Annotated in this window: 22 protein-coding genes and 1 other annotated feature; of the genes, 18 read left to right on the top strand and 4 right to left on the bottom strand. The window is 43.6% G+C overall.

What is annotated here, in order from left to right; genetic code table 11:
• Nucleotides 1-111 precede the first annotated feature (111 nt).
• The 10 genes from VB077_RS01560 to VB077_RS01605 all read left to right on the top strand — a co-directional run bounded on the left by VB077_RS01560 (nt 112) and on the right by VB077_RS01605 (nt 11,919).
• Nucleotides 112-2,160, top strand: a complete 2,049-nt coding sequence (locus tag VB077_RS01560; protein WP_323413451.1) for a hydantoinase/oxoprolinase family protein — start codon at nt 112-114, stop codon at nt 2,158-2,160.
• Nucleotide 2,161: 1 nt separating this feature from the next.
• On the top strand, nt 2,162-3,868 hold the full coding sequence (locus VB077_RS01565) for a hydantoinase B/oxoprolinase family protein (protein ID WP_323413452.1): 1,707 nt from the start codon (nt 2,162-2,164) through the stop codon (nt 3,866-3,868).
• A gap of 18 nt (nt 3,869-3,886) precedes the next feature.
• Nucleotides 3,887-4,219 carry a cupin domain-containing protein gene (locus tag VB077_RS01570; RefSeq protein ID WP_323413453.1) on the top strand — a complete coding sequence of 111 codons (333 nt, stop codon included), beginning with the start codon at nt 3,887-3,889 and terminating at the stop codon, nt 4,217-4,219.
• Nucleotides 4,220-4,467: 248 nt separating this feature from the next.
• Entirely contained in the window at nt 4,468-4,908 is a 441-nt protein-coding gene (locus VB077_RS01575; RefSeq protein ID WP_323413454.1) for an OsmC family protein, read from the top strand.
• Between the two features lie 85 nt (nt 4,909-4,993).
• Nucleotides 4,994-6,676 (top strand): dihydrolipoyl dehydrogenase, encoded by a 1,683-nt coding sequence (gene lpdA, locus VB077_RS01580; RefSeq protein ID WP_323413455.1) that lies wholly within the window; start codon nt 4,994-4,996, stop codon nt 6,674-6,676.
• Complete coding sequence (locus VB077_RS01585) at nt 6,676-7,596, top strand: lipoate--protein ligase (protein WP_323413456.1); 921 nt, start codon at nt 6,676-6,678, stop codon at nt 7,594-7,596. The genes lpdA and VB077_RS01585 overlap by 1 nt, the downstream gene beginning before the upstream one ends.
• Nucleotides 7,597-7,657: 61 nt before the next feature.
• Nucleotides 7,658-8,086, top strand: coding sequence for a MarR family transcriptional regulator (locus VB077_RS01590; protein WP_323413457.1), 429 nt, complete (start codon nt 7,658-7,660; stop codon nt 8,084-8,086).
• Between the two features lie 196 nt (nt 8,087-8,282).
• The gene (locus VB077_RS01595; protein WP_323413458.1) at nt 8,283-10,622 is read left to right on the top strand and encodes a xanthine dehydrogenase family protein molybdopterin-binding subunit; all 2,340 of its coding nucleotides are present in this window, start codon (nt 8,283-8,285) and stop codon (nt 10,620-10,622) included.
• Nucleotides 10,619-11,455, top strand: coding sequence for an FAD binding domain-containing protein (locus VB077_RS01600; RefSeq protein WP_323413459.1), 837 nt, complete (start codon nt 10,619-10,621; stop codon nt 11,453-11,455). Before VB077_RS01595 ends, VB077_RS01600 begins: the two co-directional genes overlap by 4 nt.
• The gene (locus VB077_RS01605) at nt 11,455-11,919 is read left to right on the top strand and encodes a (2Fe-2S)-binding protein (protein ID WP_323413460.1); all 465 of its coding nucleotides are present in this window, start codon (nt 11,455-11,457) and stop codon (nt 11,917-11,919) included. The genes VB077_RS01600 and VB077_RS01605 overlap by 1 nt, the downstream gene beginning before the upstream one ends.
• A 48-nt stretch (nt 11,920-11,967) precedes the next feature.
• Here VB077_RS01605 and VB077_RS01610 read toward each other — a convergent pair whose 3' ends face one another.
• Nucleotides 11,968-13,119, bottom strand: a complete 1,152-nt coding sequence (locus VB077_RS01610; RefSeq protein ID WP_323413461.1) for an XdhC family protein — start codon at nt 13,117-13,119, stop codon at nt 11,968-11,970.
• 190 nt (nt 13,120-13,309) lie between these two features.
• Nucleotides 13,310-13,562: a binding site (T-box leader), on the top strand.
• Between the two features lie 194 nt (nt 13,563-13,756).
• Here VB077_RS01610 and iorA point away from each other — a divergent pair.
• The 5 genes from iorA (at nt 13,757) to aspA (ending at nt 19,563) form a co-directional block, all read left to right on the top strand.
• Nucleotides 13,757-15,508, top strand: coding sequence for an indolepyruvate ferredoxin oxidoreductase subunit alpha (iorA, locus tag VB077_RS01615; protein WP_323413462.1), 1,752 nt, complete (start codon nt 13,757-13,759; stop codon nt 15,506-15,508).
• 3 nt (nt 15,509-15,511) lie between these two features.
• The gene (locus VB077_RS01620; RefSeq protein WP_323413463.1) at nt 15,512-16,093 is read left to right on the top strand and encodes an indolepyruvate oxidoreductase subunit beta; all 582 of its coding nucleotides are present in this window, start codon (nt 15,512-15,514) and stop codon (nt 16,091-16,093) included.
• 12 nt (nt 16,094-16,105) lie between these two features.
• On the top strand, nt 16,106-17,410 hold the full coding sequence (locus tag VB077_RS01625; RefSeq protein WP_323413464.1) for a phenylacetate--CoA ligase: 1,305 nt from the start codon (nt 16,106-16,108) through the stop codon (nt 17,408-17,410).
• 42 nt (nt 17,411-17,452) lie between these two features.
• On the top strand, nt 17,453-17,896 hold the full coding sequence (locus tag VB077_RS01630; protein ID WP_323413465.1) for an ACT domain-containing protein: 444 nt from the start codon (nt 17,453-17,455) through the stop codon (nt 17,894-17,896).
• 263 nt (nt 17,897-18,159) lie between these two features.
• Nucleotides 18,160-19,563 carry an aspartate ammonia-lyase gene (aspA, locus tag VB077_RS01635; RefSeq protein WP_323413473.1) on the top strand — a complete coding sequence of 468 codons (1,404 nt, stop codon included), beginning with the start codon at nt 18,160-18,162 and terminating at the stop codon, nt 19,561-19,563.
• A gap of 160 nt (nt 19,564-19,723) precedes the next feature.
• On the opposite strand, the gene VB077_RS01640 is transcribed toward aspA, so the two are convergent.
• From VB077_RS01640 to VB077_RS01650, 3 genes are read right to left on the bottom strand one after another with little or no spacing between them, the layout of a single operon-like run.
• Nucleotides 19,724-20,428, bottom strand: coding sequence for a B-box zinc finger protein (locus VB077_RS01640; protein ID WP_323413466.1), 705 nt, complete (start codon nt 20,426-20,428; stop codon nt 19,724-19,726).
• Nucleotides 20,429-20,446: 18 nt separating this feature from the next.
• Nucleotides 20,447-20,935, bottom strand: coding sequence for a zf-HC2 domain-containing protein (locus tag VB077_RS01645; RefSeq protein ID WP_323413467.1), 489 nt, complete (start codon nt 20,933-20,935; stop codon nt 20,447-20,449).
• Nucleotides 20,910-21,482: an RNA polymerase sigma factor gene (locus tag VB077_RS01650; protein ID WP_323413468.1), complete on the bottom strand. Its 573-nt coding sequence runs from the start codon at nt 21,480-21,482 to the stop codon at nt 20,910-20,912. The genes VB077_RS01645 and VB077_RS01650 overlap by 26 nt, the downstream gene beginning before the upstream one ends.
• Nucleotides 21,483-21,675: 193 nt before the next feature.
• On the opposite strand from VB077_RS01650, the gene tsaA reads away from it, so the two are divergent.
• From tsaA to VB077_RS01665, 3 genes are all read left to right on the top strand, one after another.
• Complete coding sequence (tsaA, locus tag VB077_RS01655) at nt 21,676-22,380, top strand: tRNA (N6-threonylcarbamoyladenosine(37)-N6)-methyltransferase TrmO (RefSeq protein WP_323413469.1); 705 nt, start codon at nt 21,676-21,678, stop codon at nt 22,378-22,380.
• 281 nt (nt 22,381-22,661) lie between these two features.
• Nucleotides 22,662-23,753 (top strand): FAD:protein FMN transferase, encoded by a 1,092-nt coding sequence (locus VB077_RS01660; RefSeq protein WP_323413470.1) that lies wholly within the window; start codon nt 22,662-22,664, stop codon nt 23,751-23,753.
• Nucleotides 23,754-23,878: 125 nt separating this feature from the next.
• Nucleotides 23,879-24,880: a LysM domain-containing protein gene (locus VB077_RS01665; RefSeq protein ID WP_323413471.1), complete on the top strand. Its 1,002-nt coding sequence runs from the start codon at nt 23,879-23,881 to the stop codon at nt 24,878-24,880.
• The last annotated feature ends 202 nt before the right edge of the window (nt 24,881-25,082 follow it).

Consider the following 25,082-nt stretch of genomic DNA (forward strand, 5'->3'; position numbering starts at 1 on the left):
GCCTGAGATTTTTTTGATACCTCCCTTTTCACCGGAAATGTGTTACATCACTTTATTGTATTTAGAATTTGTACTATAATAGAAGTAATGTACTTAAAAGGAGGAGATGGGATGCGGATAGCAACCGATATTGGCGGAACTTTTACCGATTTAGTTTCTATTGATGAAGAAAACGGTCGGATTGTGGCCCAAAAAAGTCATACAACGCCGCCAAACTTTGAGCAAGGTGTGCTTGATGTTATTAAGAAAAGTGAGTTATCCCCTGCAAGCATGGATACTTTTATTCATGGAACAACGACGATTATTAATGCTCTGACCGAACGTAAGGGAGGCAAAACCGGTTTAATCACAACCAAGGGATTCCGGGATGTCCTTGAAATTGCCCGCTGTAATCGCCCCGACCTTTTTAATCTGGTGTTCCATAAGCCGGAACCTTTCATTCCACGTTATCTTCGTCAGGAAGTTGCGGAAAGAATAAGCTATAAAGGAGAAGTGATCGAGCCGCTGAACACGGACGATATAAAATCAGCGGTAACATATTTTAAAGAACAGGACGTTGAATCCATTGGGATATGTTACATAAATTCGTATGCGAATGATGAGCATGAACAGAAGACGGCTGCACTCATTAAGTCCCTATGGCCGGAAGTCTTTATCACAACATCCTCGACGGTGACCCGTGAATGGAGAGAATATGAACGCACGTCTACCGTTGCTTTAAATTCTTATGTTATGCCAACGGCTTCTTCTTATCTGAACAATTTGTCAAACAAACTGGAGGGTATTGGCTTCAAGGGAAAAAGTTATATTATGCAGTCCAACGGCGGGACGACAACCTTTGAGCAGGCCAAAAACGCTCCGGTGAATATGGTAGAATCCGGTCCGGTAGCCGGTGTCTACGGGGCTGCGATTCTTGGTCAGATCCTGGGAGAAAACAACCTGATTGCGTTCGATGTGGGTGGGACTACCGCCAAATGCTCTCTCATTGAAAATGGAGAAGTAAAAGTAACGACCGAATATCGAATTGAAAGAACCGACAACTTTGCCGGATATCCCATTATGGCCCCTGTAGTGGATATCGTGGAGATCGGGAATGGGGGCGGTTCCATTGCCTGGATCGATGAAGCGGGATCACTTCGGGTTGGGCCTCAATCGGCCGGTGCGCTTCCCGGACCGGTTGCTTACGGAATCGGGGGAACAAAACCAACGACCACAGATGCCTGTCTGCTGACCGGCCGACTCTCGGCGGATAATTTTGATCATCCTGTCGATCTGGATGCTGTGAAGATGGCCGTTGTTAAAAATGTAGGGGAACCCCTGGGCTTAAATGCGGATGATGCAGCTATGGGAATCATTCGCGTAGCGGAATCCAATATGTACAACGCTTTAAAGCTTATTTCCATTCGCCGTGGCTATGACCCCACTGAATTCACTATGGTGGCCTTCGGTGGTGGCGGACCAATGCATTGTGCTGCGCTTGCAAAAGAACTCAATATTCGGAAGATCATCGTTCCAGACGCGGCTTCGGTCTTCGCGGCCTGGGGAATGTTAATGACCGATCTTCGTCATGACTATATCAGGACCCGCATTTCTCCTTTAGCAGAAAGCCCGGTTGATGAGATCAATGACATTTGGCAAGAAATGCAGGAACAGGCTGAAAAGCAATTTTCGAATGATGGAATCCCGGCTTCGCAGATGATCTGTCAGTATTATGTGGACATGCGTTATATCGGTCAGGAACATACCGTGAAGGTTTCCGTTCCTACTGTGCCGCTTAAGGAAGAAGACAAAGAGGTTATCAAGCAACGTTTCCATGAAGCTCATGAGCAAGCGTATACTTTCCGTCTTGCCAGCGCAGCTGTTGAAATCGTCAATTACCATCTGGTGGCCAACGGCGGTCTCATCCGTCCGGAACTTCGAAAAATATCTCCCCAGACCGGCGATGGGGAAGATGCGAAAATATCGGTACGCCCCGTTTGCTTTAATGAAATCGGATGGCTGGATACACCGGTATACAACCGGTATGAATTAGGCTCCGGGGCAAAATTCTCCGGTCCAGTGGTGATCGAAGAAAAGACCTCTTCGACAGTTGTCTATCCGGGACAAAATGTCGCAGTTGATGAATATGGGAACCTGATCGTTACGGAGGAGGGAGAATAAAATGACGAAGAAAATTGATTCAGTCACCCTTGACATTGTCAAGGATTCTTTAATGGCCATCGGTAATGAAGTGTTTTATTCCTTCGCCCGTACCTCTATGAGTCCCATCATTTATGAGACTCTGGATTATGCCTGTGGAATTGCGGACAGCGAAGGACGCCTTCTTACTCAGGGAAACGGTGCCTGCGGTTTTATTGGGCTAATTTCCCCCATGATCCAGGCTGTTATTGATAAATTTGGCAAAGATAACATGAAATCGGGAGATGTGTACCTGATTAATGACCCTTACATGGGCGGCGGTTCTCATTTGTCCGATATCGGTATGATGATGCCGGTATTTTATGATGGAGAAATTATAGCCTTTCTGGGGAACAAGGCGCATTGGTCCGATGTGGGAGGAATGGCAGCCGGTTCTTTCACTACGGATTCCACTGAGGTATTCCAGGAAGGCTTGCGCTTTTCGGGAGTGAAGCTGGTGGACGCCGGAGAAATCTGCCGGCCGCTGCTGGATATGATTAAGGCCAATGTCCGTTTCCCCGATTCTGCGGAGGGTGACATGTGGGGACAGATTGCATCTCTAAGGACCGGAAGCAAGAGAATCATCGACCTTTGCGCAAAATATGGACATGCTGTTGTCCGAGAATCCATGGTCCGTCTTTTAGATCAGGGTGAAATCCTGTCCCGCAAGCGTCTCTTGGAATTCCCCAAGGGTTCCTGGGAAGCGGAAGAATTTATGGATGATGACGGACATGGAAATCCTGTTCTGATCAAAGTGAAGGTTACCATTACGGATGATGAATTCATTGCGGATTATAGCGGAAGCAGCCCACAGGTAGTGAGTCCCATTAATACCGGTTATACATCTCTCTGCGCGGGTGCGAAAATTGCGTATATGTCGATTATTGATCCGGAACTTGTGGTCAATGATGGAGTTTTCCGGCCGCTGCGTATTATTGCTGAGCCGGGTTCTGTTCTGCAATGTCACGCGCCGGCTCCGACGTCCTGTTATTTCGAGAGTATGCTCTATGCAACGGATGTTCTCTGGCGGGCACTGGCTCCTGTATTCCCCGAACATCTGGGAGCCGGCCATATGCTTTCTGTCTGCTCTGTTGTACTTTCCGGGACTCATCAGGATACCGGCGTTCCCTTTCTCATTGTTGAACCGACCGGCGGGGGCTGGGGAGCCAGTTGTACAAAAGATGGGGAAGTGGGTCAATTCTGTGTCGGTGATGGCGAAACGTATAATGTGCCGGTAGAAATGGCGGAAACCCGTTACGGCATTCGAGTCGAAGAATATAGCCTGCATACCGATGGGGCCGGTGCCGGTACCTTCCGGGGCGGCAGCGGCGCCGTACGCATATACCGGGCCATGTCCGATAACCAGCTCTTTACCGCTTCCTTCGGGCGGAACAAATATCCGGCCTGGGGTACGGATGGCGGCGCCGATGGTTCTTATAATTATTTTGAAATTATCAGGGCAAACGGTACCCATGAGGGGCCGATGGGGATTACAGCCCGTACGGTATTAAACAAGAATGATATTGTCAGAATGGTCACCTGCACCGGCGGCGGCTATGGTGATCCTCACAAGAGGGATGTAAACCGTGTTGCCTGGGATGTTCGTAATGGCTACATCACCCCGGAGCAGGCTAAAAATGATTATGGTGTCGATGTTGACCCCATAACCTTTGAGGCGGTAAGACGGTAAGAAAGGAAGCAAACGAAGATGCTGGTAAGGAATAAAAATAAAATCGACGGAAAGGTCCGCGGCGACGGTGTAACCATGGTGGATCTCTTCGGTGGCGTTGTCAGTGCCGGAGAGGGCGTAACGATGGGCCATGCCATCTTTCCTGCGGGTACGGTGGTTCCGCCCGCTGCCCACAGCGGTGATGAATACAGCTATGTGATTTCCGGGAATATCAAATGCAAAATTGGGGATCAAATCTTTTCAGCGCAGGAAGGTTCGGCAACCTTTATTCCGGCGGGAGAAGAACATAGCAGCATCAATGACAGTGATGGCAATGCAGAAGTCGTATGGATGCTGATTGAGCAGAAATAGTATTTTATGGTACAAAAAAGATCTCAGGCGGTCTCAGACGAAGGCTTCCTGAGATCTTTTACTGTATTTTATCCCTTATTTAGGGGCAAAGTATAGGTAATTTAGACAACATAAATAGAAAAGATTCTAGTGAATCCTTATCAGAAAAAAATACTTAGCTAACTATTGACTTTACGATTAGAGAATGTTATCATATTCACAAGTCCAAACAGAGTTATTCTTCAATAGCGAAAGAAGGAGATGGCGTTATGTTAACTACATTTAAAGCAACTGCTAAAAAATTACCTGAAGGCTTGCAGGTAGAGACAGATTCAAGAGGCTTTAAAATTCTTATGGATGAACCGGAAGATCTTGGGGGTACCAATGCTTCTATGAATCCGGTTGAGGCAGTTCTATGTGCACTGGGTGCATGCCAGACGATTGTAGCCAGTGCATTTGCCTCCGCTCATAACTTTACATTTGAAGAGTTTCATGTTGAGCTTGAAGGTGACATGGATCCGGACGGATTTCTGGGTCTTGCCGATGTGAGAAATGGTTTCTCGGAGATACGTTTTGTCATGCACTTTAAAACAAACGAGCCAAGGGAAAAAGTAGAAGAATATGTAAAATTCATTGAGAACACATGTCCGGTAGGAGACTGCTTAGCGAACGGAGTTAAACTCGTATTAGCGGGCATTAAGATCGATTAATTAATATATTTAGCAAAAAGAGCCTTTCCGAGCAGGCTCTTTTTCTTACTGATGGTTTTCTTTAAAAGAAAGAGGAGAATGAATTATGATCATTAAAATGATAGGAATTCCTGGCGGTAAAACGGGTACTGTGGGTAAAATTCATGTTAAGGTTGGGGATAAGCTGGAAGCCGGCGATGTTTTGGCACAGGTCGAGACTGCGAAAGGAAACCGGCCGATCAAAACTACTGCCGCAGGTGTTGTTTCCGGGGTATTTTGCCAAGAGGGCGCACCCATCGCTTCCTATGCGGAAATGTTCGAGATCGATGAGATAGCGCTTGCCAAAGAGACAAATGAAACTGATAAACTAAACCAAGTTCAGAAACCTTCAAAAGAAATAACGACCGACTTGCTGATCATTGGTGCAGGCCCCGGCGGATATGTGGCAGCCATCTATGCAGCCAAGAATGGTTTGAAGGTTACGTTGGTGGAAAAATCAGAGCTGGGCGGCACTTGCCTTAATGTCGGCTGTATTCCGACGAAAGCCCTTGTTAAATCCTCTGAGATATGTCATAACGTACGCAATGCGGCACTTTTTGGGGTTCAACTGGATGGTCCTGTTTCAGTGGATATGAAACAGGTGATTGATCGTAAAGATAAGGTAAAGGACAGGCTTATTTCGGGCATTGATTTCCTCATGAAGAAGAACGAAATCAATGTCATCTCAGGACAGGCCTCCTTTGTCAAGGGGACTACGGTAGCCGTTACGGGAAAAGAGAATTATACAATAAAAGCAAAAGATATTATTATCGCAACAGGCTCAAAAATATCGAAGATCCCAATTCCCGGCCTCGATTTACCCTTTGTATGCAATAGCACAACGGCGCTGTCCTGTACGGACCTGCCCAAGTCTATGGCGATTATCGGCGGCGGCGTAATCGGTATGGAATTTGCCTTTATTTATAAGAATTTTGGGATTGATGTCCATGTTATTGAATTCATGGACCGTCTGTTAACGATGGTCGACAGTGATATTTCTAAGGAAATACAAGACATTGCCAGAGCGGAGAATATTGATGTTCATACGAGCTCGAAGGTTATGAAGATCCAAAGCTCTGTAGACGGCAAAGCCGTCATTACCTACGAGGATAAAGACGGGGAACACTTACTGGTCAGTGATAGGGTGTTGGTGGCTATCGGCCGAGAGCCTAATTTGGAAGGACTGGCGATAGAAAATAGCGGTGTTTTATTAAATAACAAAGGCAGAGGCATTCAGGTGGATGCTTCGATGCGTACGAATATGGAGCATATTTATGCCATCGGTGATGTGACAAATATCATTCAGCTTGCGCATGTGGCTTCTCATCAGGGTATTGTGGCTGTAGATAATATTTTAAATAAGCAGAAAGAGATGGATTATTCTGCGGTTCCCAATGTAATTTTTACCGCACCTGAAATTGCCAGTGTGGGTATCGGTGAGGACACGGCGAAAGCCAAAGGAATGAATATTGCAGTAAGCAAGTTCTCTTTTGCGGGAAATGGTAAGGCTTTGACGATGAATGAACCTCGAGGTTTTATTAAGCTGGTTAAGAACAAGGAAACAGGGAAAATTATCGGCGGTTCGATTATAGGGGCTGACGCCTCCTCTTTAATCAGTGTATTGACATTAGCCATCGCCAATGGACTTTCTGAAAAAGAAATAACCGAAACCATCTTTCCGCACCCCACCACAGGTGAGGTGATTCATGAAGCAGCGATGGACCTGGGTATTGGAGCTCTGCATCAATAATGAACAAAATAGTCATTTCTAACGAATTCGATCCTTATTATAATATAGCGGCGGAGTATCAGCTCTTTTTAAATGCAGATGAAGATACGCATTTGTTTTTATGGCAGAACGATGCTTCGGTGATCATCGGCAGAAATCAAAATCTTTACGCCGAATGTGACCTTTCTTATATGAAGGAACATCACATCAATGCCGTACGCAGGTTTTCCGGTGGCGGGGCAGTCTATCATGATAAAGGCAATGTTAATTTTACCTTTATCACCAAAGAAAAAACGGCAAGTCCCCAAAAGTTCATTGAAATGGTACGCTCCGTCATCGCGAAGCTGGGTATTGAATGTGAATTCAGCGGAAGAAACGATTTGCACTACAAGAATCAGAAATTTTCCGGTCAAGCTTATTACACGGACAATGATAATTATATGTATCATGGAACAATCCTCGTAAGTGTAGATGCCGAACCACTCGAAAGAGCCCTGACACCATCGATGCTGAAATTGAAATCTAAAGGTATCGCTTCGGTCAAGAACAGAGTAATCAATTTATCCTCGATTGATAGTGAGATAACTCCGGAAAGAGTAAAACAAGCGTTCATCGAGACATTTGCCTGCGGAAATATTGAATATATCAATAAATCTAATTTTGAGGCACCCTTAGAACAAATGCTTTCGTCTTACGACTGGCTCTATTCCCAGTCTCCGGAATTTGAAATAGTATTAGAACGCAGATATTCTTTTGGAAATGTAACGGTAAATATCACTTCTTCTGATGGTGTGATACAGGGTGTGAAAATAAATACCGACAGCCTGAACCTTTTTGATTTCAAACCGTGTGAAGGTGAGTTGATAGGTGTATGCTTTAGTGAGCAAGCGGTATGGAAATATATTGAACGCTGCATTGCAATTCACCTTAAATTATCTTAATATCAATATATGGTGGTAAACCAGTACCATATAGATAAATGGAAATAGATGGTGAATTGCGATGTTTAATTTAGATGATTGTATCGCTTGTATTACGAGTAGAAGTGCCAAATTGCTAGCGGATTGTTTTGAAAAGAGGCTAAACATTTATAACATCACAAGGACTCAATGGATTGCGTTGTATTATATTAGCATCAATGAAATAGTTACTCAAAAGCAATTGGCCGATAAAATGTCCCTTAAAGAGCCAACCGTTGTTCGCTTGCTGGATAAGATGGAAGCATTGGGTTGGGTGATAAGAGAAAACAGCGAAAAAGATAAACGAGCTAAGTTATTAAAACTGACCGAAAAAGGACAAAAAATCGAAACAGAAATGTTAGATGTCGCTGAGAAATTCAGAAATGATGTCATCAGCGGCATCACGCCCGAAGAGCTTGATAACTATAAATCCGTGCTTGATAAAATGCTCAAGAATATCGAAAACGGATAACAGATTACAGCTTTAAATCCGCATTCAACGTGAAACTATCCGAAAGTTGCCATAAATAAAAATGGCGACTTTTTTTTATGGCGATGTAAAGCGCCATCAACGAATAAAAAAGTATGCAGTGGCAAAAGATAAATCATCTTCCAAATTATAGGAGGATGCTGGATAAATTCGCTGACAACAGATTGGAGAACCGTAGATGACCGCAGAGGAAATGACAATCATAGGAAAAAGCGTGAATAGAAAAGATGCTCCGGAAAAGGTCAGAGGAGCGGCTAAATACACCACCGATTACATCGCACCCGACTTACTTCACGCCAAGCTAGTGACAAGCACTTATGCCCATGCCAAAATCAAGTCTATCAATACCAATGAAGCGCAAAAAGTACCCGGGGTTCAAGCAATTGTTACCGCTGAGTATTGCCCCGGCATCGTAGGGGTTATTCTTGAGGACCAGCCGATGCTTGCTAAAGATAAAGTTCGTTATCATGGGGAGCCTATAGCCGTGGTAGTGGCTAACAGCGAATATGAAGCAAAAAAAGCCGCTGAGCTTATTCAAGTCGAGTATGAACCCCTTCCGGTTGTTAATTCCCCCGGAGAAGCTATCAAGCCAAACGCACCGCTCATTCATGAGAACCACGGCGATTATAGGCGGTTAAAACATGTTTTTCCCGAACCGGGAACTAATATTTCCAATCATGTTAAAATCAGAAAGGGTGATATTGGCAAGGCATGGGCTCAATGTGATGTTATTGTTGAGGATAGCTTTTCCATACCTCAATCAGATCATGCGGCCCTTGAACCGAGAAACTCAAGATGTGAGATTAAACCTGACGGGCGTGTTATTATCTATACTTCTTCCCAATCCCCCTTTATTGTCAGAAAGCTGATATCACGATACTTCAATTTGGACGAGGGAAAAGTAATTGTAAACACTCCCCTGGTCGGGGGAGCTTTCGGCGGCAAAGCGGCCGTCCACCTTGAGTTCCTTGTCTATATGGCTTCCTATGCCGTCGGCGGCAGAATGGTCAAATTAGTCAATACGAGAGAAGAAGATTTGATCGGCTCCCCCTGTAAAATCGGTCTGGAAGCCAAAGTTAAACTTGGCAGTACCAAGGACGGGATTATTAAAGCCGCTGAAATTACCTACCTTGTCGATGGCGGAGCTTATTCAAATATGGGAGTCGCTATTACCAAGTCCATTGCTACCGACTGCACGGGACCTTATAAAATTGAGAATGTCTTTTGTGACGCGATTTGTGTTTATACCAATCATCCGTTTACAACATCGTTTAGGGGCTTCGGCCATATGGAATATACCTTTGCCATAGAACGAACGATAGATATGCTGGCTCGAAAATTAAAACACGATCCCCTGGAATTACGCATCAAAAATGCCATCGCACCGGGGGATACCAGCCCTTCCCTGGTAGGTCTTACTCCCAGCAATATCGGAAACCTAAAAGAATGTCTGAATCAGATTAAGAAGTTAATTAATTGGGATGGCGGACGCAAGGTGGATATGGGCAACGGAAAAATCAGAACCAAGGGGATCAGCTGTTTCTGGAAAACCCCTTCAACTCCTACGGACGCGGTATCCGGGGCTGTAATCACCTTTAATCCGGACGGAAGTATCAACTTAAACATTGGCCCCGTAGAACTCGGTGTCGGTTCTAAAACGGTCCTAGCCCAGATCTTAGCCGAAAGGTTAAAGTGGGATATTAATAAAATCCATGTCACAATGGAGGTTAATACCGAATTAAACCCTGTCCACTGGAAAACTGTAGCAAGCATGACTATTTATATGGTCGGAAGGGCTGTACTTGAGGCAGCCGAAGATTTGATCAGCCAATTAAAAAGTATTGGCAGTATCGTCCTAAGGTGCTCCCCCACGGATCTCGATGTGGCCGACGGCAAAGTGTTCCTCAAGGAAGACCCCAACCAGCACCTTGATGTCACCGAGGTTGTTTACGGTTATAAATATGATAACGGCAACTCCATAGGCGGGCAGATTATGGGGCGCGGAACATTTATCATGAAACACCTGACAACACTTGATCATGACGGTGGAAAGGGCGTCCCCGGACCAGGCTGGACATTAGGTGCTCAGGCGGTGGAAGTCGAGTTTGATGCGAAATATTGCACCTATAATATTCTTAAGGCTGTCACGGTACTCGATGCCGGAAAGGTCTTAAACCCCAAAACCGCTGAAGGAGTGGTCAAAGGCGGAATGAGCATGGGACTAAGTTTTGCAACCCGAGAATATTTTGATTTTGACATTCAAGGAAAGGTTCTCAATCATAATCTTAGAACTTATAAGATCATGAGATTCGGTGAAAATCCCCAGTATATTGTGAACTTTATTGAGACTCCTCAAATTGATGCTCCCTATGGAGCACGTGCCTTTGGCGAACATGGAATTATCGGCATGCCTGCGGCCCTGGGCAATAGTTTGGCCGCCGCCAGTGATACAGATTTGAACAAGCTGCCCCTTTCGCCGGAAACCATTTGGAAGACAAGGAAGGAGGCTGCCCAATGATCACTATGGACTTTGCCTACTACCGGCCAAAAAGTATTGCCGAAGCCGTAAACACATTTCAGGATTTAACGCTGCAAAACAAGAAAGCCCTTTACTATGGCGGCGGTACTGAAATTATCAGCATGGCAAGAATGAATAAACTGCAGTTTGCTGCCGTCATCGATATTAAAGAAATACCCGAGTGTAATGTCATGCAGATTAATAATCAAAAATTAACCATTGGCGCTGCCGTGACATTAACAAAAATTTGCGAAACAAACTTATTCCCTTTGCTTTCAAGGGCTGCTAAAGCAACGGCCGATCACACTTCGCGGGACAAAATTACCGTAGGGGGAAATATATGCGGTTTAATCCCTTATCGCGAAGTTGTTCTTCCATTCCTGCTCTGCAACAGTCAGGTGATTCTTGCCGGTAAAGAAGGGCAAAGGACTGTGCCCATAACCCAAATCTTTGATAAAACGCTAAAGCGGGAAAAAAGCGAATTTATAGTGCAAATATTAACGGATAGGACCTTTATAGATTTGCCTTTTGAGTTTGTCAAAAAGACAAAAATGGAGGAGATTGACTATCCCTTAGTTACTTTGGCCTTAATTAAACTGGGTGATGAGATTAGAGCGGCTGTCAGTGGACTATGTAGCTTTCCTTTTCGTTCATCTCGGTTGGAGAATGAAATCAACCAAATAAGCGTCCCGCTCCAGACAAGGATTGATAACATAATGTCTAATTTGCCGGGGCCTATCCTGAATAATCTTCAAGGTTCAGCGGAGTATAGAGACTTTGTCTTTAGAAACACACTTCTCGATGCCCTGGCTAAAGTCGGAGGTGCGTCCTGATGTTTCAAGTTCTCAGCAAAAGTTTGATTGAGCTCGAAGTTAACGGTGAAATAAAAAGTATTGTAGTACGCCCCGCGGATACTCTGCTCTTTGCACTCCGTGAACAGCTTGGACTTACAGGCACAAAAGATGCCTGTGGAAACGGGGACTGCGCTGCCTGTACTGTTTTGGTAGATGGATGGCCGGTAAAATCTTGTCTGATGTTGGCCGTAGAAGCGGTTGGGCATAAGATAACCACCATCGAAGGACTTAAAGACATTCCCATCCAGAAGGCCTTTCTTGATAAATTTGCCCTTCAATGCGGTTATTGTACCCCCGCTTTTATCATAAACAGTCACGCACTTGTAACGATTCATCCGGATGCCAACGATGAAGTCATAAAGGAATGGCTTCAGTCCAATCTTTGCAGGTGTACAAGTTATGAGGAAATTAAAGAAGCGGTAAAATGGGTGTTAGGACAATAAAATTAGAACATTAAATTAGAACATTAAATTCGGTCATCGTAAATCCTTTTAAACAGAGAATTCAAGGTTAGTCTTCTTCGGGCTAACCTGTTTTCTTTTCTGGGATAAGGAAAAACCGGTTGATCCCCGTCGAACTTTCATTATTTCCGACATGATACTTAAGGCAATCTCGTCAAGTGTTTCCGCTCCAAGATCAAGACCGATAGGCGAGTGAACCTTCTCCAACAATTCTAAGGGATATCCTTCATCCAGACACTCATGCAAAAAGGTCTGTGCCCGACCGGGACTTGCGACTATTCCGAGATAGGCTAGGGGATAAGAAATAACCTGTCGAAAACATTCTTTATCAAAATGATGCCCACGCGTTGCTATAATGACGTAGCTGTCGGCTCCAAGATTAAGAGAAGATAATCCTTTTGTAAATTCTGCACAAATAACGTTATCAACCATCGAGAATCGTTCCTTATTGGCGTAATCCGGCCGATCATCTATAACGACGAGCCTAAAATCAAGAGCCGTTGCTAATTTAGCAACAGCTAAAGCTACATGTCCGCCCCCTAAAATAATCAATTCGCTCCGGTCGGGAGGTGGCTCAATCATAACTTCCCACTCAAAATTGCTTATGTCAGACGCCTGGTTGATAACTTGACCGGATAAATTGATGCGAATACTTTTGAACTTATTGCCCAGCCAATAGTTCTTGGCGGCGAATCGAGCCAGTAATTCGAGTTTGGGAACCGGAAGCGCACCTTCGGTTTTACCGTCGATGGTCATCATAAGTTTATCGCCAAGTGTATTCAGCGCATGTTCCGGGGTGTTCACGACGGTTATTAAAACCGGTTTTACCCCTTCTTCAACATTCTGTATATAAGCTTGAAGCAGTTTGGAACTTTTTTCGGAAATCACTTCAATTAATACTTCCATTATACCGCAACCCATGACTTGTTCCTCGTCCTCCGAATTTAGACCCATGTTTACCTTGTATTTGCAAGAGGTCCGCGATGAAATGGCCATTAAAGCATAGCGAACAACTTTTGCTTCTCCATATCCTCCACCGATGCTTCCCAAAGTAGTACCATCGGCAAGGACGAGCATCTTTGATCCGGGTTTGCATGGTGTCGAACCTCTAACCCAAGTGATGGAAACTAAGGCGGCAGGTTTACTAACATTCCTAAGGGCGGCCATAATTTTAATATCCATTGGTATTCCTCCGGAGGAGAATTAGCCCTCATTAGGGCAATACTTTTTTAGTATCCCTGGGAAAAGGAATACTTATTCGTACAAAGCAACATTAACGGGCATCGTTATACACTGGGGGTAATTTAAATATTACAGTTGCAAAATTTCATGAACTATTATACAATAAATGCAAAGTTAATAGATTATTTTAACAAATGCAGTGACGGAGAAAAGTAGGTTATGGTCACTTTTCAGGGAGGAAGAGCCGCTGACTGGAAGCTCTTCTATTGTGTGAATAACTGAAGTTCACTTCTGAGCAGCTGAGCTGAAGATTAAAAGTAGGCTTGGACGGGTTTTCTCCGTTAGAAGGAAGAGGGTATCGTATTTAATTCTGTACCTGATCGAGTGAGCCTTGGTTGAGGCTAAGTTGGGTGGTAACACGAGAATAGCTTCTCGTCCCTGCAGGGATGAGAAGTTTTTGTTTTTTATGTTGCTTTCCTTGGCGGTTTTGATCGGCCGGATTATTTCCGATAGTCTATAGAGGAGGGCCTAAGGGCCAAATTGGGTGGTAACGCGGAAGTCCACGGCTTTCGTCCCTGAAGGGATGAAACCGTGGGCTTTTTAATATCAATACAATAGAATCGAGGAGGAGATGCTTATGAAGAAAATAATGTCGGGTAACGAGGCGATTGCCAGAGGTGCCTATGAGGCCGGTGTCACAGTTGCGGCAGCTTATCCCGGAACTCCCAGCACAGAAATACTTGAAAGTATCGCCGGCAACTATAAGGATGATATTTATTGCGAGTGGTCCACCAATGAAAAGGTGGCGACAGAACTGGCGATAGGTGCTTCGATTGCCGGATCGAGAAGTTTAGCGGCGATGAAGCATGTGGGATTCAATGTTGCGGCCGATCCGATTTTCACGGTGGCTTATCAAGGAGTCAATGGCGGATTAGTTCTCGTCAGCGCCGATGATCCGGGCATGCACAGCTCACAAAATGAACAAGACAATCGTAATTATGCAAAGTTTGCGAAAATCGCCATGATCGAACCGAGCAACAGTCAAGAGTGCAAGGATTTTCTGGCAGAAGCTTATAAAGTGAGTGAAAAATATAATATTCCGGTTTTATTTCGAGTTACGACACGCGTTTGTCATAGCAAAAGTCTTGTGGAATGGGGAGAAAGAACGGAAATCGGGCATAAAGCGTATGAAAAGAATATCGCCCAACGTGTTTGTGCACCTGCTTTTGCCAAGCCTTTAAGACCAACACTGGAAGCACGCTTGAAGGACTTGGAAGCGTATTCCAACCAGTCTCCTCTGAACACCGTCGAATTAAATGATACGAAAGTCGGTATTATTTCGGCGAGTATCGCTTACCATTATGCGAAAGAAGTGTTTGGGGATAAAGCATCGTATCTGAAACTGGGTTTCACCTTTCCCTTGCCGATGGATTTAATTAAAGAATTTGCTTCGAAAGTTGACACGTTATATGTGATCGAGGAATTAGACCCCTTTATGGAGGAACAAATCAAAGCGGCAGGGATTCAATGTATCGGCAAAGAACGGATACCCAATATGATGGAATTAAATCCGGATATTTTGGCTCAAGCCTTATTGAATGAAACGAGAGAAACCCAAAAAGCGGATGTTGCGTTAGCACCGAGACCCGCCGTACTTTGTGCGGGATGCCCTCACCGCGGTTTTTTCTACAGCGTTGGCAAGAAAAAGAACACTGTCGTCGCCGGCGACATAGGCTGTTACACGTTAGCGGCATCCCAACCGTTGAATGCAATGGATACGTGTCTATGCATGGGCGCAGGATTCAGTCTTGCGCTGGGGATGGCAAAATCCTTTGAAGTTTCGGGACGGGATACGAAGGTGTTTGGCGTCGTCGGGGATTCTACATTCTTTCATTCGGGCATTACGGGTGCGATAGATATCATTGTGAACAAAGGTAAAGTGATCCCCGTCGTTTTAGACAATCGGATAACGGGGATGACCGGTCACCAGGAAAATCCGGGAACGGGCAAAACACTCATGGGTGAAGAAACTACGCGCATAGATATTGCGGAAATGCTGAAGGTTATTGGTTTTAAAACCGTTCGCACCGTGGATCCGTGTGATTTGACGAAGATGAATGAAGTGATCGATGAGGCTCTTAACAGTACAGAACCCTTTGCGATTGTGACGAAAAGACCCTGTGTTCTGATTAAGGGTTTACCTCGTTTTAAGACAAAATGCGTGGTCAATCAAGATAAATGCACCCAATGCAAGATGTGCTTGAAAGTTGGATGTCCCGCTGTCTTTTTTAAAGAAGGTCAGTGCACGATTGACCCATCCAGTTGCGTGGGTTGTGACGTCTGCCTGCAGGTCTGTAAATTTGAAGCCATAGAAAAGGTCGGTGAGTAAGCCATGAAAGAAACAAAGAATATACTTTTAGTGGGCGTGGGGGGTCAAGGAATTATTCTGGTCAGTAATATTCTGGCCGCCGGACTGATCAAAGTCGGATATGATGTCAAAATGTCCGAAATTCATGGCATGTCACAACGCGGGGGGAGCGTTACCACTCAGGTCCGTTTTGGTGAAAAAGTTTATTCACCGATCATTGGCCAAGGGCAGGCAGATGTTCTTGTGGCCTTTGAGAAGATGGAAGCGGCCAGATGGGTTGAATATTTAAAACCAGCCGGGAAAATTGTTGTCAATAATTATGAGATTCCTTCGATTACGATTGCCAGCGGTCAAGCACAATATCCGCAGGGTGTCATTGACGCTTTAGAGAAAGTTTTTAATACCACAGCTATCGATGCTTCACAGGTGGCACAGGAAGTGGGTAATATCAGAACCCAAAATATTGTTTTGCTGGGGGCCTTAGTCAAAGCGCTTCAATTCAATGAAATGAATGAAGAGGACTGGATTGAAATTCTTCAAGAAAATCTGCCGGCCAAAATGGTGGATATTAATATCAAAGCCTTTCAACAAGGCTATAAGCTATAGGGAGGTTTATCAATGAAGTATTGGAATCCTACTTTTGAATGTATGTCAAGAGATGAAATGAGAAATGTACAAAGTGAAAGACTGGTGGATACGGTTAAACGGATCTATCATAATGTTCCGTTTTATCGAGATAAAATGCAAAAGAAAGGACTTGAACCCGGAGATATCAAAGGGATAGAGGATTTATCGAAGCTTCCTTTTACGAATAAACAGGATTTGCGAGATACCTATCCTTATGGGATGTTTGCCGTTCCGATGAGAGAAGTGGTTAGAATCCATGCTTCTTCCGGAACCACCGGCCGCAAGACAGTCGTCGGGTACACGCGGCGGGATTTAGATACGTGGGCCGAGATTATGGCGCGAACGCTCACGTGTGCCCAAGCTGATAATCATTCATTTATTCAGATTGCGTTTGGCTATGGACTCTTTACGGGCGGTTTTGGTGTTCATTATGGGGCAGAGCGGATCGGGGCATCTGTCATCCCCATTTCCGGCGGCAATACCAAACGACAGGTTCAAATCATGAAGGATTTCGGCACAACCGTCATTGCGTGTACACCGTCTTATGCTCTGTATTTGGCCGAGACAATGGAAGAAATGGGAATTGATAAATCAGAGCTCCAACTTAAGACCGGGGTTTTTGGCGCAGAGCCTTGGACCGCCAAGGTACGAAATGAGATCGAGGCAAGATTGGGAATTGAAGCTTTCGACATTTATGGTCTGAGCGAAGTCATCGGTCCGGGAGTTGCAGCCGAGTGTTCCCATAAAAGCGGTTTACACATCCAGGAGGATCATTTTATTCCTGAGATTATCAATCCGCAAACAGAAGAAGTTCTGCCGATGGGAGAAAAAGGCGAATTGGTTTTTTCGTGCATCACTAAGGAAGGGTTGCCTCTATTGCGTTATAGGACGCACGACATTTCTACACTCAATGATGATCCCTGTGCATGCGGGAGAACAACGGTGCGTATGAATAAAGTGACAGGCCGCACGGATGACATGCTGATCATTCGCGGCGTCAATGTCTTCCCTTCACAAGTTGAAAGTGTTCTTTTAGAGTTTGGGGAAGCTGCACCGCATTACAAAATGATTGTGGATCGCGTTGACAATTTGGATCGGCTGGAAATTCGTATCGAGATGACTCAAGCTATGTTCTCTGATGAGGTTAAACGGATTGAGGATTTAGAGCGGAAAATGAAAAAAGAGATCGAGAGCGTTCTCGGTATCAATGCCAAGGTCAAGTTAGTCGAACCGAAGTCGATCGAGCGTACGGATGGTAAAGCTCAACGGGTTATCGATAAACGAACGCTTGAATAAATCTTGAAATGAAGATTCAACCCATAAAGGAGGCTGGTTTAAATGTTAATAGAACAAATTTCTGTTTTTCTTGAAAATAAATCGGGGCGTCTGGCAGACGTAGCGAAGATATTGGAAGATCAGAAGATTAACATTAGAGCACTGACAATCGCAGACACGACAGACTTCGGAATTTTAAGGCTCATTGTTGATCAACCTAAGAAAGCCGAGAAAATATTATTAGAAAGCGGTTTTACAGTCCGCACTACAGATGTTATAGCGGTTGAGATTTCTGACGAACCCGGTGGAATCGTTATCCCCCTTAAAATCCTTCAAGAAGCCAATGTGGACATTGAATATATGTATGCTTTTGCCAGTAAGTCAAATGATAAAGCATTCGTCATTCTTAAAGTTGGTGATTACGAAAGAGTAATTGAAGCGCTCATTCGCCAAAATATTAAGATCTTGAATTCCCAAGAAGTCTATCAAACAGAACCCGGTCACTAATCACTCCAATTACGGCATCGCTGAAAGCGGTGCTTTTTGTTTTACTAGCGGAAAATAATAATCCTTAAAAATAAGTAATCCTAGAAAGACTATGTATTTTGTATACAAAATAATGTATAATGTATAATGAAGGGCAATAAAAGATGATTTTGCCAAACTTTGCCCTAAAGTGGATTAACTGAGCGTATAAAGAATCCTCTAAATAGAAAATAAAAAAAACTAACTGATTTCAGAAGGAAGAAGTTGGGATTATGGCAAAGAATATGAGAGTTGAAAAGGATTTCCTGGGGATTAAAGAAGTTCCCGGAGAGGCTTATTATGGGGTTCAAACCTTAAGAGCTGTCGAGAACTTTCCGATTACAGGCTATAAGCTTAGTGAAGATTTGCTTAAAGCTATGGCAATGGTAAAAAAAGCAGCGGCATTAGCGAATATGGAAGTAAAGCTCCTTGATCCCCGTTTAGGGAAGGCAATGGTCCAAGCGGCTGATGAGATAATCGCTGGAAAATGGCTGGATCAATTCATTGTTGACCCAATTCAAGGGGGTGCAGGCACTTCGATTAATATGAATACAAATGAAGTCATTGCAAACCGTGCCCTTGAACTGCTTGGTGAAGAAAAAGGAAATTACTCCGTTATCAGTCCTAATTCTCATGTGAATATGGGGCAGTCAACCAATGACGCATTTCCAACAGCAGTTCATATTGCTGCTTTAAATCTGCTGAATCGGGTTCTTGATGCTATGGAAGAAATGCAGGCGATGTTTACCAAAAAGGCAGAAGAATTCAAAGGTGTTATCAAAATGGGTCGGACCCATTTGCAGGATGCGGTTCCCATTCGATTAGGTCAAGAATTTGAGGCTTACAGCTGCGTTGTCAAGCGGGATATTGAACGAATCAAAAAAACAAAGAATCGGTTGTATGAAGTTAATATGGGAGCAACGGCAGTAGGTACAGGTCTTAATGCCGATCCTCATTATATTAAGATTGTCGTAGAAAGATTGGCTGAGATAAGCGGCTTCCCCTTGGTTAATGTTAAGAACCTTATTGACGGAACTCAGAATACAGATGCCTATACGGAAGTATCTGCTGCCCTTAAAATCTGTATGATCAACATGTCTAAGATTTGTAATGATATTCGCTTAATGGGATCGGGCCCGCGCGCCGGACTGGGTGAGCTCAACCTGCAGCCTCGCCAACCGGGTTCTTCCATTATGCCCGGTAAAGTGAATCCCGTTATTTTCGAAGTAGTAAATCAGGTAGCCTTTCAGGTCATTGGAAATGATCATACGATTTGCCTGGCATCCGAAGCCGGTCAATTTGAACTCAATGTCATGGAGCCTGTACTCGTATTCAACTTGCTACAATCCCTTCATATCATGACCAATGTCTTTAATGTCTTTACACGTTACGGTTTAGCAGGTATTGAAGCGAATGAAGAGCGTTGTAAGAACTATGTAGAAAAAAGTGTTGGGGTTATTACGGCTTTAAGTCCGCATTTAGGTTATGAGGTTGCAGCGAGACTGGCCCATGAAGCTATTCTTAACGGACGTTCAATCCGTGAACTCTGTCTGAGAGATGGTGTATTAACGGAGAATGAGCTGAATGAGATTTTAAATCCCTATGAAATGACTCATCCCGGAATTTCAGGTGCAAGATTTTTGCATTAAAAAGAAGCCTTGTACTATTGAAGTATGGGATTTCCCTACCTGAGGCTGTTGAAAAGCCTATGGTCGTGTAGTTTTGGGTCTTTGGCAATAGTCCGTAATTATGGGCGCACGAAAATGGGGCTGTTTTGTGACAGCCCCGTTTTAATTCATTACAAAATATTTACATGGATTCCGGCTCGTGGGTTTCGGAAAGAGTGTCAGCTTTCGGAGATTGGGTTACAAGTGATGTTCGTTTGGTTTTTCTAATCAGATAAATACCACAAATAATCAGGAGCACCGGAATCGTACTTTCCTTAATAAGGAAATAGTAGTTTCTAAATATACTTGGCAGGATGAAAAGGTTTGATTCGATCACTTGCAAGAGCCCTAAGATGCCTAAAACCATAATAACAAATCCGATAAGGCGGCTTTTCTTCAAGATATGAGTACTGTCAAACAATTGAGGATTTAAGAATCCTTGATCATCTATTACCTGGCCTTTTTCAATTCGATTTCTTAGACTATGACTTTCAAAGAAACTGAAAAACCAGGTCGGAATGATCACAAAAGGAATTAAAGAATCCAGACGAATCATACCGGCTAGGGGAATAATGCCGAAGGCGATGAGCATCAGCTGGAGACCGCGTCGGTAAAGTCCCAGATACATATGGGCTGCGCCGGGAATCAGGCTACAGCAAAAGAACGAAAACTTCTGCCAAAAGGTCTTTTGCGGCAAGACATGGGGTTCGTTAAAAAGATTCTCCTCAATACAGTTTCGACAGATCGTTTTTTCACCTACTTTAACGGAGCATTCCGGACAAATAGGACGTTTGCATTTTACGCAAAAAGCCTGGGCCTCGATAGTTGAATGATAATGACAATTCATGGATTTTCCTCCTTTTTTTTATCGGCTTAAGTTATTGCTCAGCCCACTGTTGAATAAATCGAGTTTTCCTATTACTACACTTACTGTCTGACCAAAATTGTCGAAAGGTAAGGCTATTATCTTTCCAATTTGGAAGTTTACTTCGGCTATACTGACGTTTTCTAAGCGATAGACCGCTGGATTTAGGTTTAGAGCCAAAAGGAGAAATCCTGTTGCCACCAGACTAAACCCCAAAAGTCTAACACTCTGCATTAAGCGTGAAAAGTGATTCTCTTTTTTGTATTTTGTTTTATCGATGGCCTTCATCACATTTACTCGTATATCTGTTGGGGGTTCAAGGTTTACCCGGACACTAGCCAGAAGATTTGTTGTTTCGCGTATGTCTGAAACAATTTCCCGACATGTGGCACACTGCTCAAGATGTGTTTCCATATCTTGTAACTCTGCCGCGCTTAAACTCTTTTTCACGTAACTGTGCCAGTTATTCCGACTTCGAGGGCAAGTCATTAAATACACCTCCAGACAACTTCATAGGAATTTTGTTTTTCATGATCTTTCTTCCCCGGTAAAGCCTCGTTTCTACGGTTCGCTTGGAAATAGACAGGATTTCGGCTATTTGTTGAGGGTTAAGCCCTTCAAAGTAGTAAAGAATAAAGATGGTCCTGTAACGTTCGGGCAGGCTTCGTACCAATTTATGTATTTCAGAAGCCATCTCTTGATGAAGAAGCAATTCCTCCGGCCCCGCTTGTTTATTGGCTAGCTTATCTAAACTGATCGATTCTTCATAGTCGGGTTTCTTCTTGCGCTTCCAATCGATACAATGGTTCACGGCAAGCCGATAGAGCCAGGTCGAAAAGGCGGAACCGTGTTTAAATTTTTCCAGGTTGTTATAAGCTTTTATAAATATCTCCTGAGTAAGATCACGGGCATCTTCTACATTCTGAGTATAGTAATAAGCAGTTCGATAAAGCTGTGTTTGGTAGCGCTCTACAATGACGGCATATTCTTCGCCATATCCTTGTAGAATGCTTTGTATAAGTTCTTCATCCTGCAACTACCCTTCACCACCTTTATAACCTTTAGACGTAGAAAAGCTTAGATTTACGTCAAATAAAATAAAAAATCTTAAACTGATTTTTTTAGTTATATCGCTCTAACCGCAAATCTATTATGTACATTGTTCCTAAGAGCGGAAAAATGCTATAATCATTTTGATTTATCCCTTAACTGAAATCGGGAGCAAAGAAATGACAACGAATAAAGAAAATCAAAGTACTTCCATGAAAATTATCGCCCGTATTCGCACGAATTTCCCAACTAAGTTTGGGATTCCGCGTCAAAGCGGCCTTGTCGATGCCCTGAAAGGGATGGTCGTGTTCGAGCCGGAATACCGCAATCCCGATGCGCTGCGTGGGTTGGAGGGATTCTCGCATATCTGGCTCATATGGGAGTTCTCCGAAGCCGTGCGTGACACATGGTCCCCGACAGTGCGGCCTCCGCGCCTGGGCGGTAATACGCGGATGGGTGTTTTCGCGACGCGTTCCCCTTTCCGTCCGAATGCTCTTGGGCTTTCCTCTGTCAAACTTGACGGCATCAAGCTGCATCCGGATCTCGGCCCGGTTCTGCGGGTTTCGGGGGTAGACATGTTGGATAACACTCCTATCTACGATATTAAGCCTTACCTTCCTTACACAGATAGTCATCCGGAAGCAATCGGCGGATTTGCCGAACCAATCAAGGACTATAAGCTTGAAGTGGAGTTTCCCGAACAATGGCTCAGCTTCATTCCCGAGGAACGGCGGGAAGCACTCCTGGGCTTGCTGGCACACGACCCGAGGCCGTCATATCAGAACGATCCTAAGCGCATCTATGGTCTCGAATTTGCGGGATTTGATATCAGATTTACGGTGCGGGACACCGTACTGTCGGTTTGCATGGTCGTGCCGATCTGAAAATGGTATTAACTTTTAATGAATTGAAGTGTCCCTTATAATCCCCTAAGGCTAACGTTTTAGGGGATTTTTATTTGATGACTCTCCAGATAATAGTAAAATTATATATTGACTCAAGAGAAACCGTATGGTAACCTTTGACATATAAGGCTATGTTTTACCGCTAATCCTAATTGAGGGCTTTTAGTTACTTGCGAAAGTTAAAACTAAGACCAATAGGGGTAGGATTACGTTCTTATTCTCAATATCTAGTAGATTTTATTAGGATCTGGAAGAAAGGTTTGGTAAAAGTGAAAAAGAATACAAAGTATAAATATACATTTATTTTAGTGCTTATCCTTGCATCAGGCCTTTTAACAGCATGCAATACAAAAAACAATGTTGTAGTTAAAGCAAATGAGATTGAGGATGTAGCGGTTGAAGCAAATGAAACGGCCATGGGGACAGTTATTTCCCAAAAAGTATATGGCGCAAACGGGCAAGTCGCTATTGATAAGGCATTCGAAAGAATTAAATATTTGGAGACTCTTTTAACCTTTAATGCTTCGGAAGGGGATATTTACAATCTTAATCAAAATGCCGGAAAGAATAAAGTTGAACTCAATCCAATAACTATAAAAGTGATGAGAAAAGCTCAGCAGGTAGCAGAACTTAGCCAGGGTGCTTTTGATATAACAATCGGCCCTTTGGTTAAAAGCTGGGGAATAGGTACCGGAAATGAACGGATACCCTCGGAAGAGGAATTACATAATCTGCTTCCTTTGACCGATTATAAAGACCTAGAGATTGATGATCATACAGCTTTCTTAAAAAATCCGGGACAAATGGTTGACCTCGGGGGTATAGCTAAAGGATACGCGGGAGATGAAGCGATAGAAATATACAAAAATAACGGGATAAAATCAGCTTTCATTAATCTTGGTGGTAATGTTGTAACATTAGGAAGTAAACCTGACGGCAGTCCCTGGACGGTTGGTATTCGTAATCCCCGGAAGGAGGAAGCGGCTGGTGGGGATCAGATCATAGGGACTGTTAAAGTAAGAGATAAAGCGGTTGTGACTGCAGGAGATGGGGAGCGATTTGTTGTTAAAGATGGTACACGTTATCATCATATCCTTGATCCCCATACAGGGTATCCGGCACAATCTGATTTAATGAGTGTTACGTTAGTTACAGATTCATCGTTTGACGCGGATGCGCTTGACACTGCGGTATTTATTTTGGGATTCGAGAAAGGTAAGGCTCTTCTTCAGGAGTATGGGGGAATAGAAGCAATATTCATTACGACCGACAAAAAGATCTATGTTACAGACGGTTTAAAAAGTAGCTTTAATTTGCTTGAAGGAAGTAATGACTACCAAGTGATTGAATAACTTAATATTAAGTTGTATTTATAGGCCGATTCCCTAGAAAAATTGGTTGTATATAATTAGGATTCATTATGCCCTCGTTATTGAATCCTAAATATATAAAATAAATCAATTAAAGGAGGAGACCCATGAAAAAGAAACTAGGTGTTATCTTATCCATCTCACTTATTTCAAGTGCAATGGCCTTACCGACTTTAGCAGCCGATACGACAACATCTGCTACTGTACCGGCCCCAGCTCCATCAGCTTCAGCCCCAGCCCCGGTTTCATCCACTAAAGTATCTAAGCCGACTGTAAATGGAACGATTGACACAAGCAAAATGGCCGCCGATTCTGTTTATACCGTTGTAAGTGGTGATGTTTTCTCAAGAATTGCTCAGAAGTATGGTTTATCAGTCGACGCATTAGCAAAATTGAATCCGCATATTAAAAACATCAACTGGATCTATCCCGGAGATAAAATAATCGTCAAAGTAGCGCCTCCTGCGGCTCCTGCAGCACCGGCAGCTCCTGCTACAGTTGCCCCAAAGAAACTATTTCATGGATTTGGTGAAGTATCGAACTACAGAATTAGAGGCGAAAAGAATGATAATCTGAACATCACAACAGCAAGTGCAGTATTTGACGAAGATGGTAAGATTGTAGATCTCACTTGGGACGTCCAAGAAATTACTTACGCCCTTTTCCCAGGCTGGCTTGATCCGAAAGCAAGCCAGGCTGATAAGGATGCTTTTGTAGCTAAAATTGATGATAAATGGCAAACAAAGAGAGAAGAGGGCTACGATTACGACATGACCCATAAGAAATCAAAAGGCGCCGCTGACAATTTAACCAAAAAAGAGTGGTTTGAGCAGCTCAATACCTATGAATCATTCTTCAAAGGCAAGACAGTTGCGGAAGTAGAAGCTTGGTTCAAAAAATATACCGACGCTAATGGAAGACCTTACAAAATGGCCTATCCGGATAAGTTAACTGATAGCGATAAAGCAGCAGTCGCTAAATTCTCAGCTGAAGAAAAAGCGATGCTTGTAGACGTTACAACGGGGGCAACAATGTCGCTTCAAGATCCACATTCCCACTTTATTTCAGCTTTAAAAGAAGCTTATGCAGCGAGAAAAGAAATAAAATAATATAAGATAAAGCCTATCTAACTTTATAATTCCTTTGAGCTTATTCAGACGATCTGGATAAGCTTTTTATTATGGGCTTTAGCCTGTTGAGCGCAGCGAAATAAAAAACCACCTGCTATGCGGGTGGGGATCCAAAAGTTATACAAAAAAAAGCACCTTTCCGTTAAAGTAGAGTTGTTCAAGCTACTAAATTAACGGAAAG

It is taken from the genome of Desulfitobacterium sp. (assembly GCF_034927245.1).
Taxonomy (GTDB): Bacteria; Bacillota; Desulfitobacteriia; order Desulfitobacteriales; family Desulfitobacteriaceae; genus Desulfitobacterium_A.

Coding starts and splice junctions, on each gene's coding strand:
- VB077_RS01560 (WP_323413451.1), top strand. CDS start 112: ATGCGGATAGCAACCGATATTGGCGGAACTTTTACCGATTTAGTTTCT.
- VB077_RS01565 (WP_323413452.1), top strand. CDS start 2,162: ATGACGAAGAAAATTGATTCAGTCACCCTTGACATTGTCAAGGATTCT.
- VB077_RS01570 (WP_323413453.1), top strand. CDS start 3,887: ATGCTGGTAAGGAATAAAAATAAAATCGACGGAAAGGTCCGCGGCGAC.
- VB077_RS01575 (WP_323413454.1), top strand. CDS start 4,468: ATGTTAACTACATTTAAAGCAACTGCTAAAAAATTACCTGAAGGCTTG.
- lpdA (WP_323413455.1), top strand. CDS start 4,994: ATGATCATTAAAATGATAGGAATTCCTGGCGGTAAAACGGGTACTGTG.
- VB077_RS01585 (WP_323413456.1), top strand. CDS start 6,676: ATGAACAAAATAGTCATTTCTAACGAATTCGATCCTTATTATAATATA.
- VB077_RS01590 (WP_323413457.1), top strand. CDS start 7,658: ATGTTTAATTTAGATGATTGTATCGCTTGTATTACGAGTAGAAGTGCC.
- VB077_RS01595 (WP_323413458.1), top strand. CDS start 8,283: ATGACCGCAGAGGAAATGACAATCATAGGAAAAAGCGTGAATAGAAAA.
- VB077_RS01600 (WP_323413459.1), top strand. CDS start 10,619: ATGATCACTATGGACTTTGCCTACTACCGGCCAAAAAGTATTGCCGAA.
- VB077_RS01605 (WP_323413460.1), top strand. CDS start 11,455: ATGTTTCAAGTTCTCAGCAAAAGTTTGATTGAGCTCGAAGTTAACGGT.
- VB077_RS01610 (WP_323413461.1), bottom strand. CDS start 13,119: ATGGATATTAAAATTATGGCCGCCCTTAGGAATGTTAGTAAACCTGCC.
- iorA (WP_323413462.1), top strand. CDS start 13,757: ATGAAGAAAATAATGTCGGGTAACGAGGCGATTGCCAGAGGTGCCTAT.
- VB077_RS01620 (WP_323413463.1), top strand. CDS start 15,512: ATGAAAGAAACAAAGAATATACTTTTAGTGGGCGTGGGGGGTCAAGGA.
- VB077_RS01625 (WP_323413464.1), top strand. CDS start 16,106: ATGAAGTATTGGAATCCTACTTTTGAATGTATGTCAAGAGATGAAATG.
- VB077_RS01630 (WP_323413465.1), top strand. CDS start 17,453: ATGTTAATAGAACAAATTTCTGTTTTTCTTGAAAATAAATCGGGGCGT.
- aspA (WP_323413473.1), top strand. CDS start 18,160: ATGAGAGTTGAAAAGGATTTCCTGGGGATTAAAGAAGTTCCCGGAGAG.
- VB077_RS01640 (WP_323413466.1), bottom strand. CDS start 20,428: ATGAATTGTCATTATCATTCAACTATCGAGGCCCAGGCTTTTTGCGTA.
- VB077_RS01645 (WP_323413467.1), bottom strand. CDS start 20,935: ATGACTTGCCCTCGAAGTCGGAATAACTGGCACAGTTACGTGAAAAAG.
- tsaA (WP_323413469.1), top strand. CDS start 21,676: ATGACAACGAATAAAGAAAATCAAAGTACTTCCATGAAAATTATCGCC.
- VB077_RS01665 (WP_323413471.1), top strand. CDS start 23,879: ATGAAAAAGAAACTAGGTGTTATCTTATCCATCTCACTTATTTCAAGT.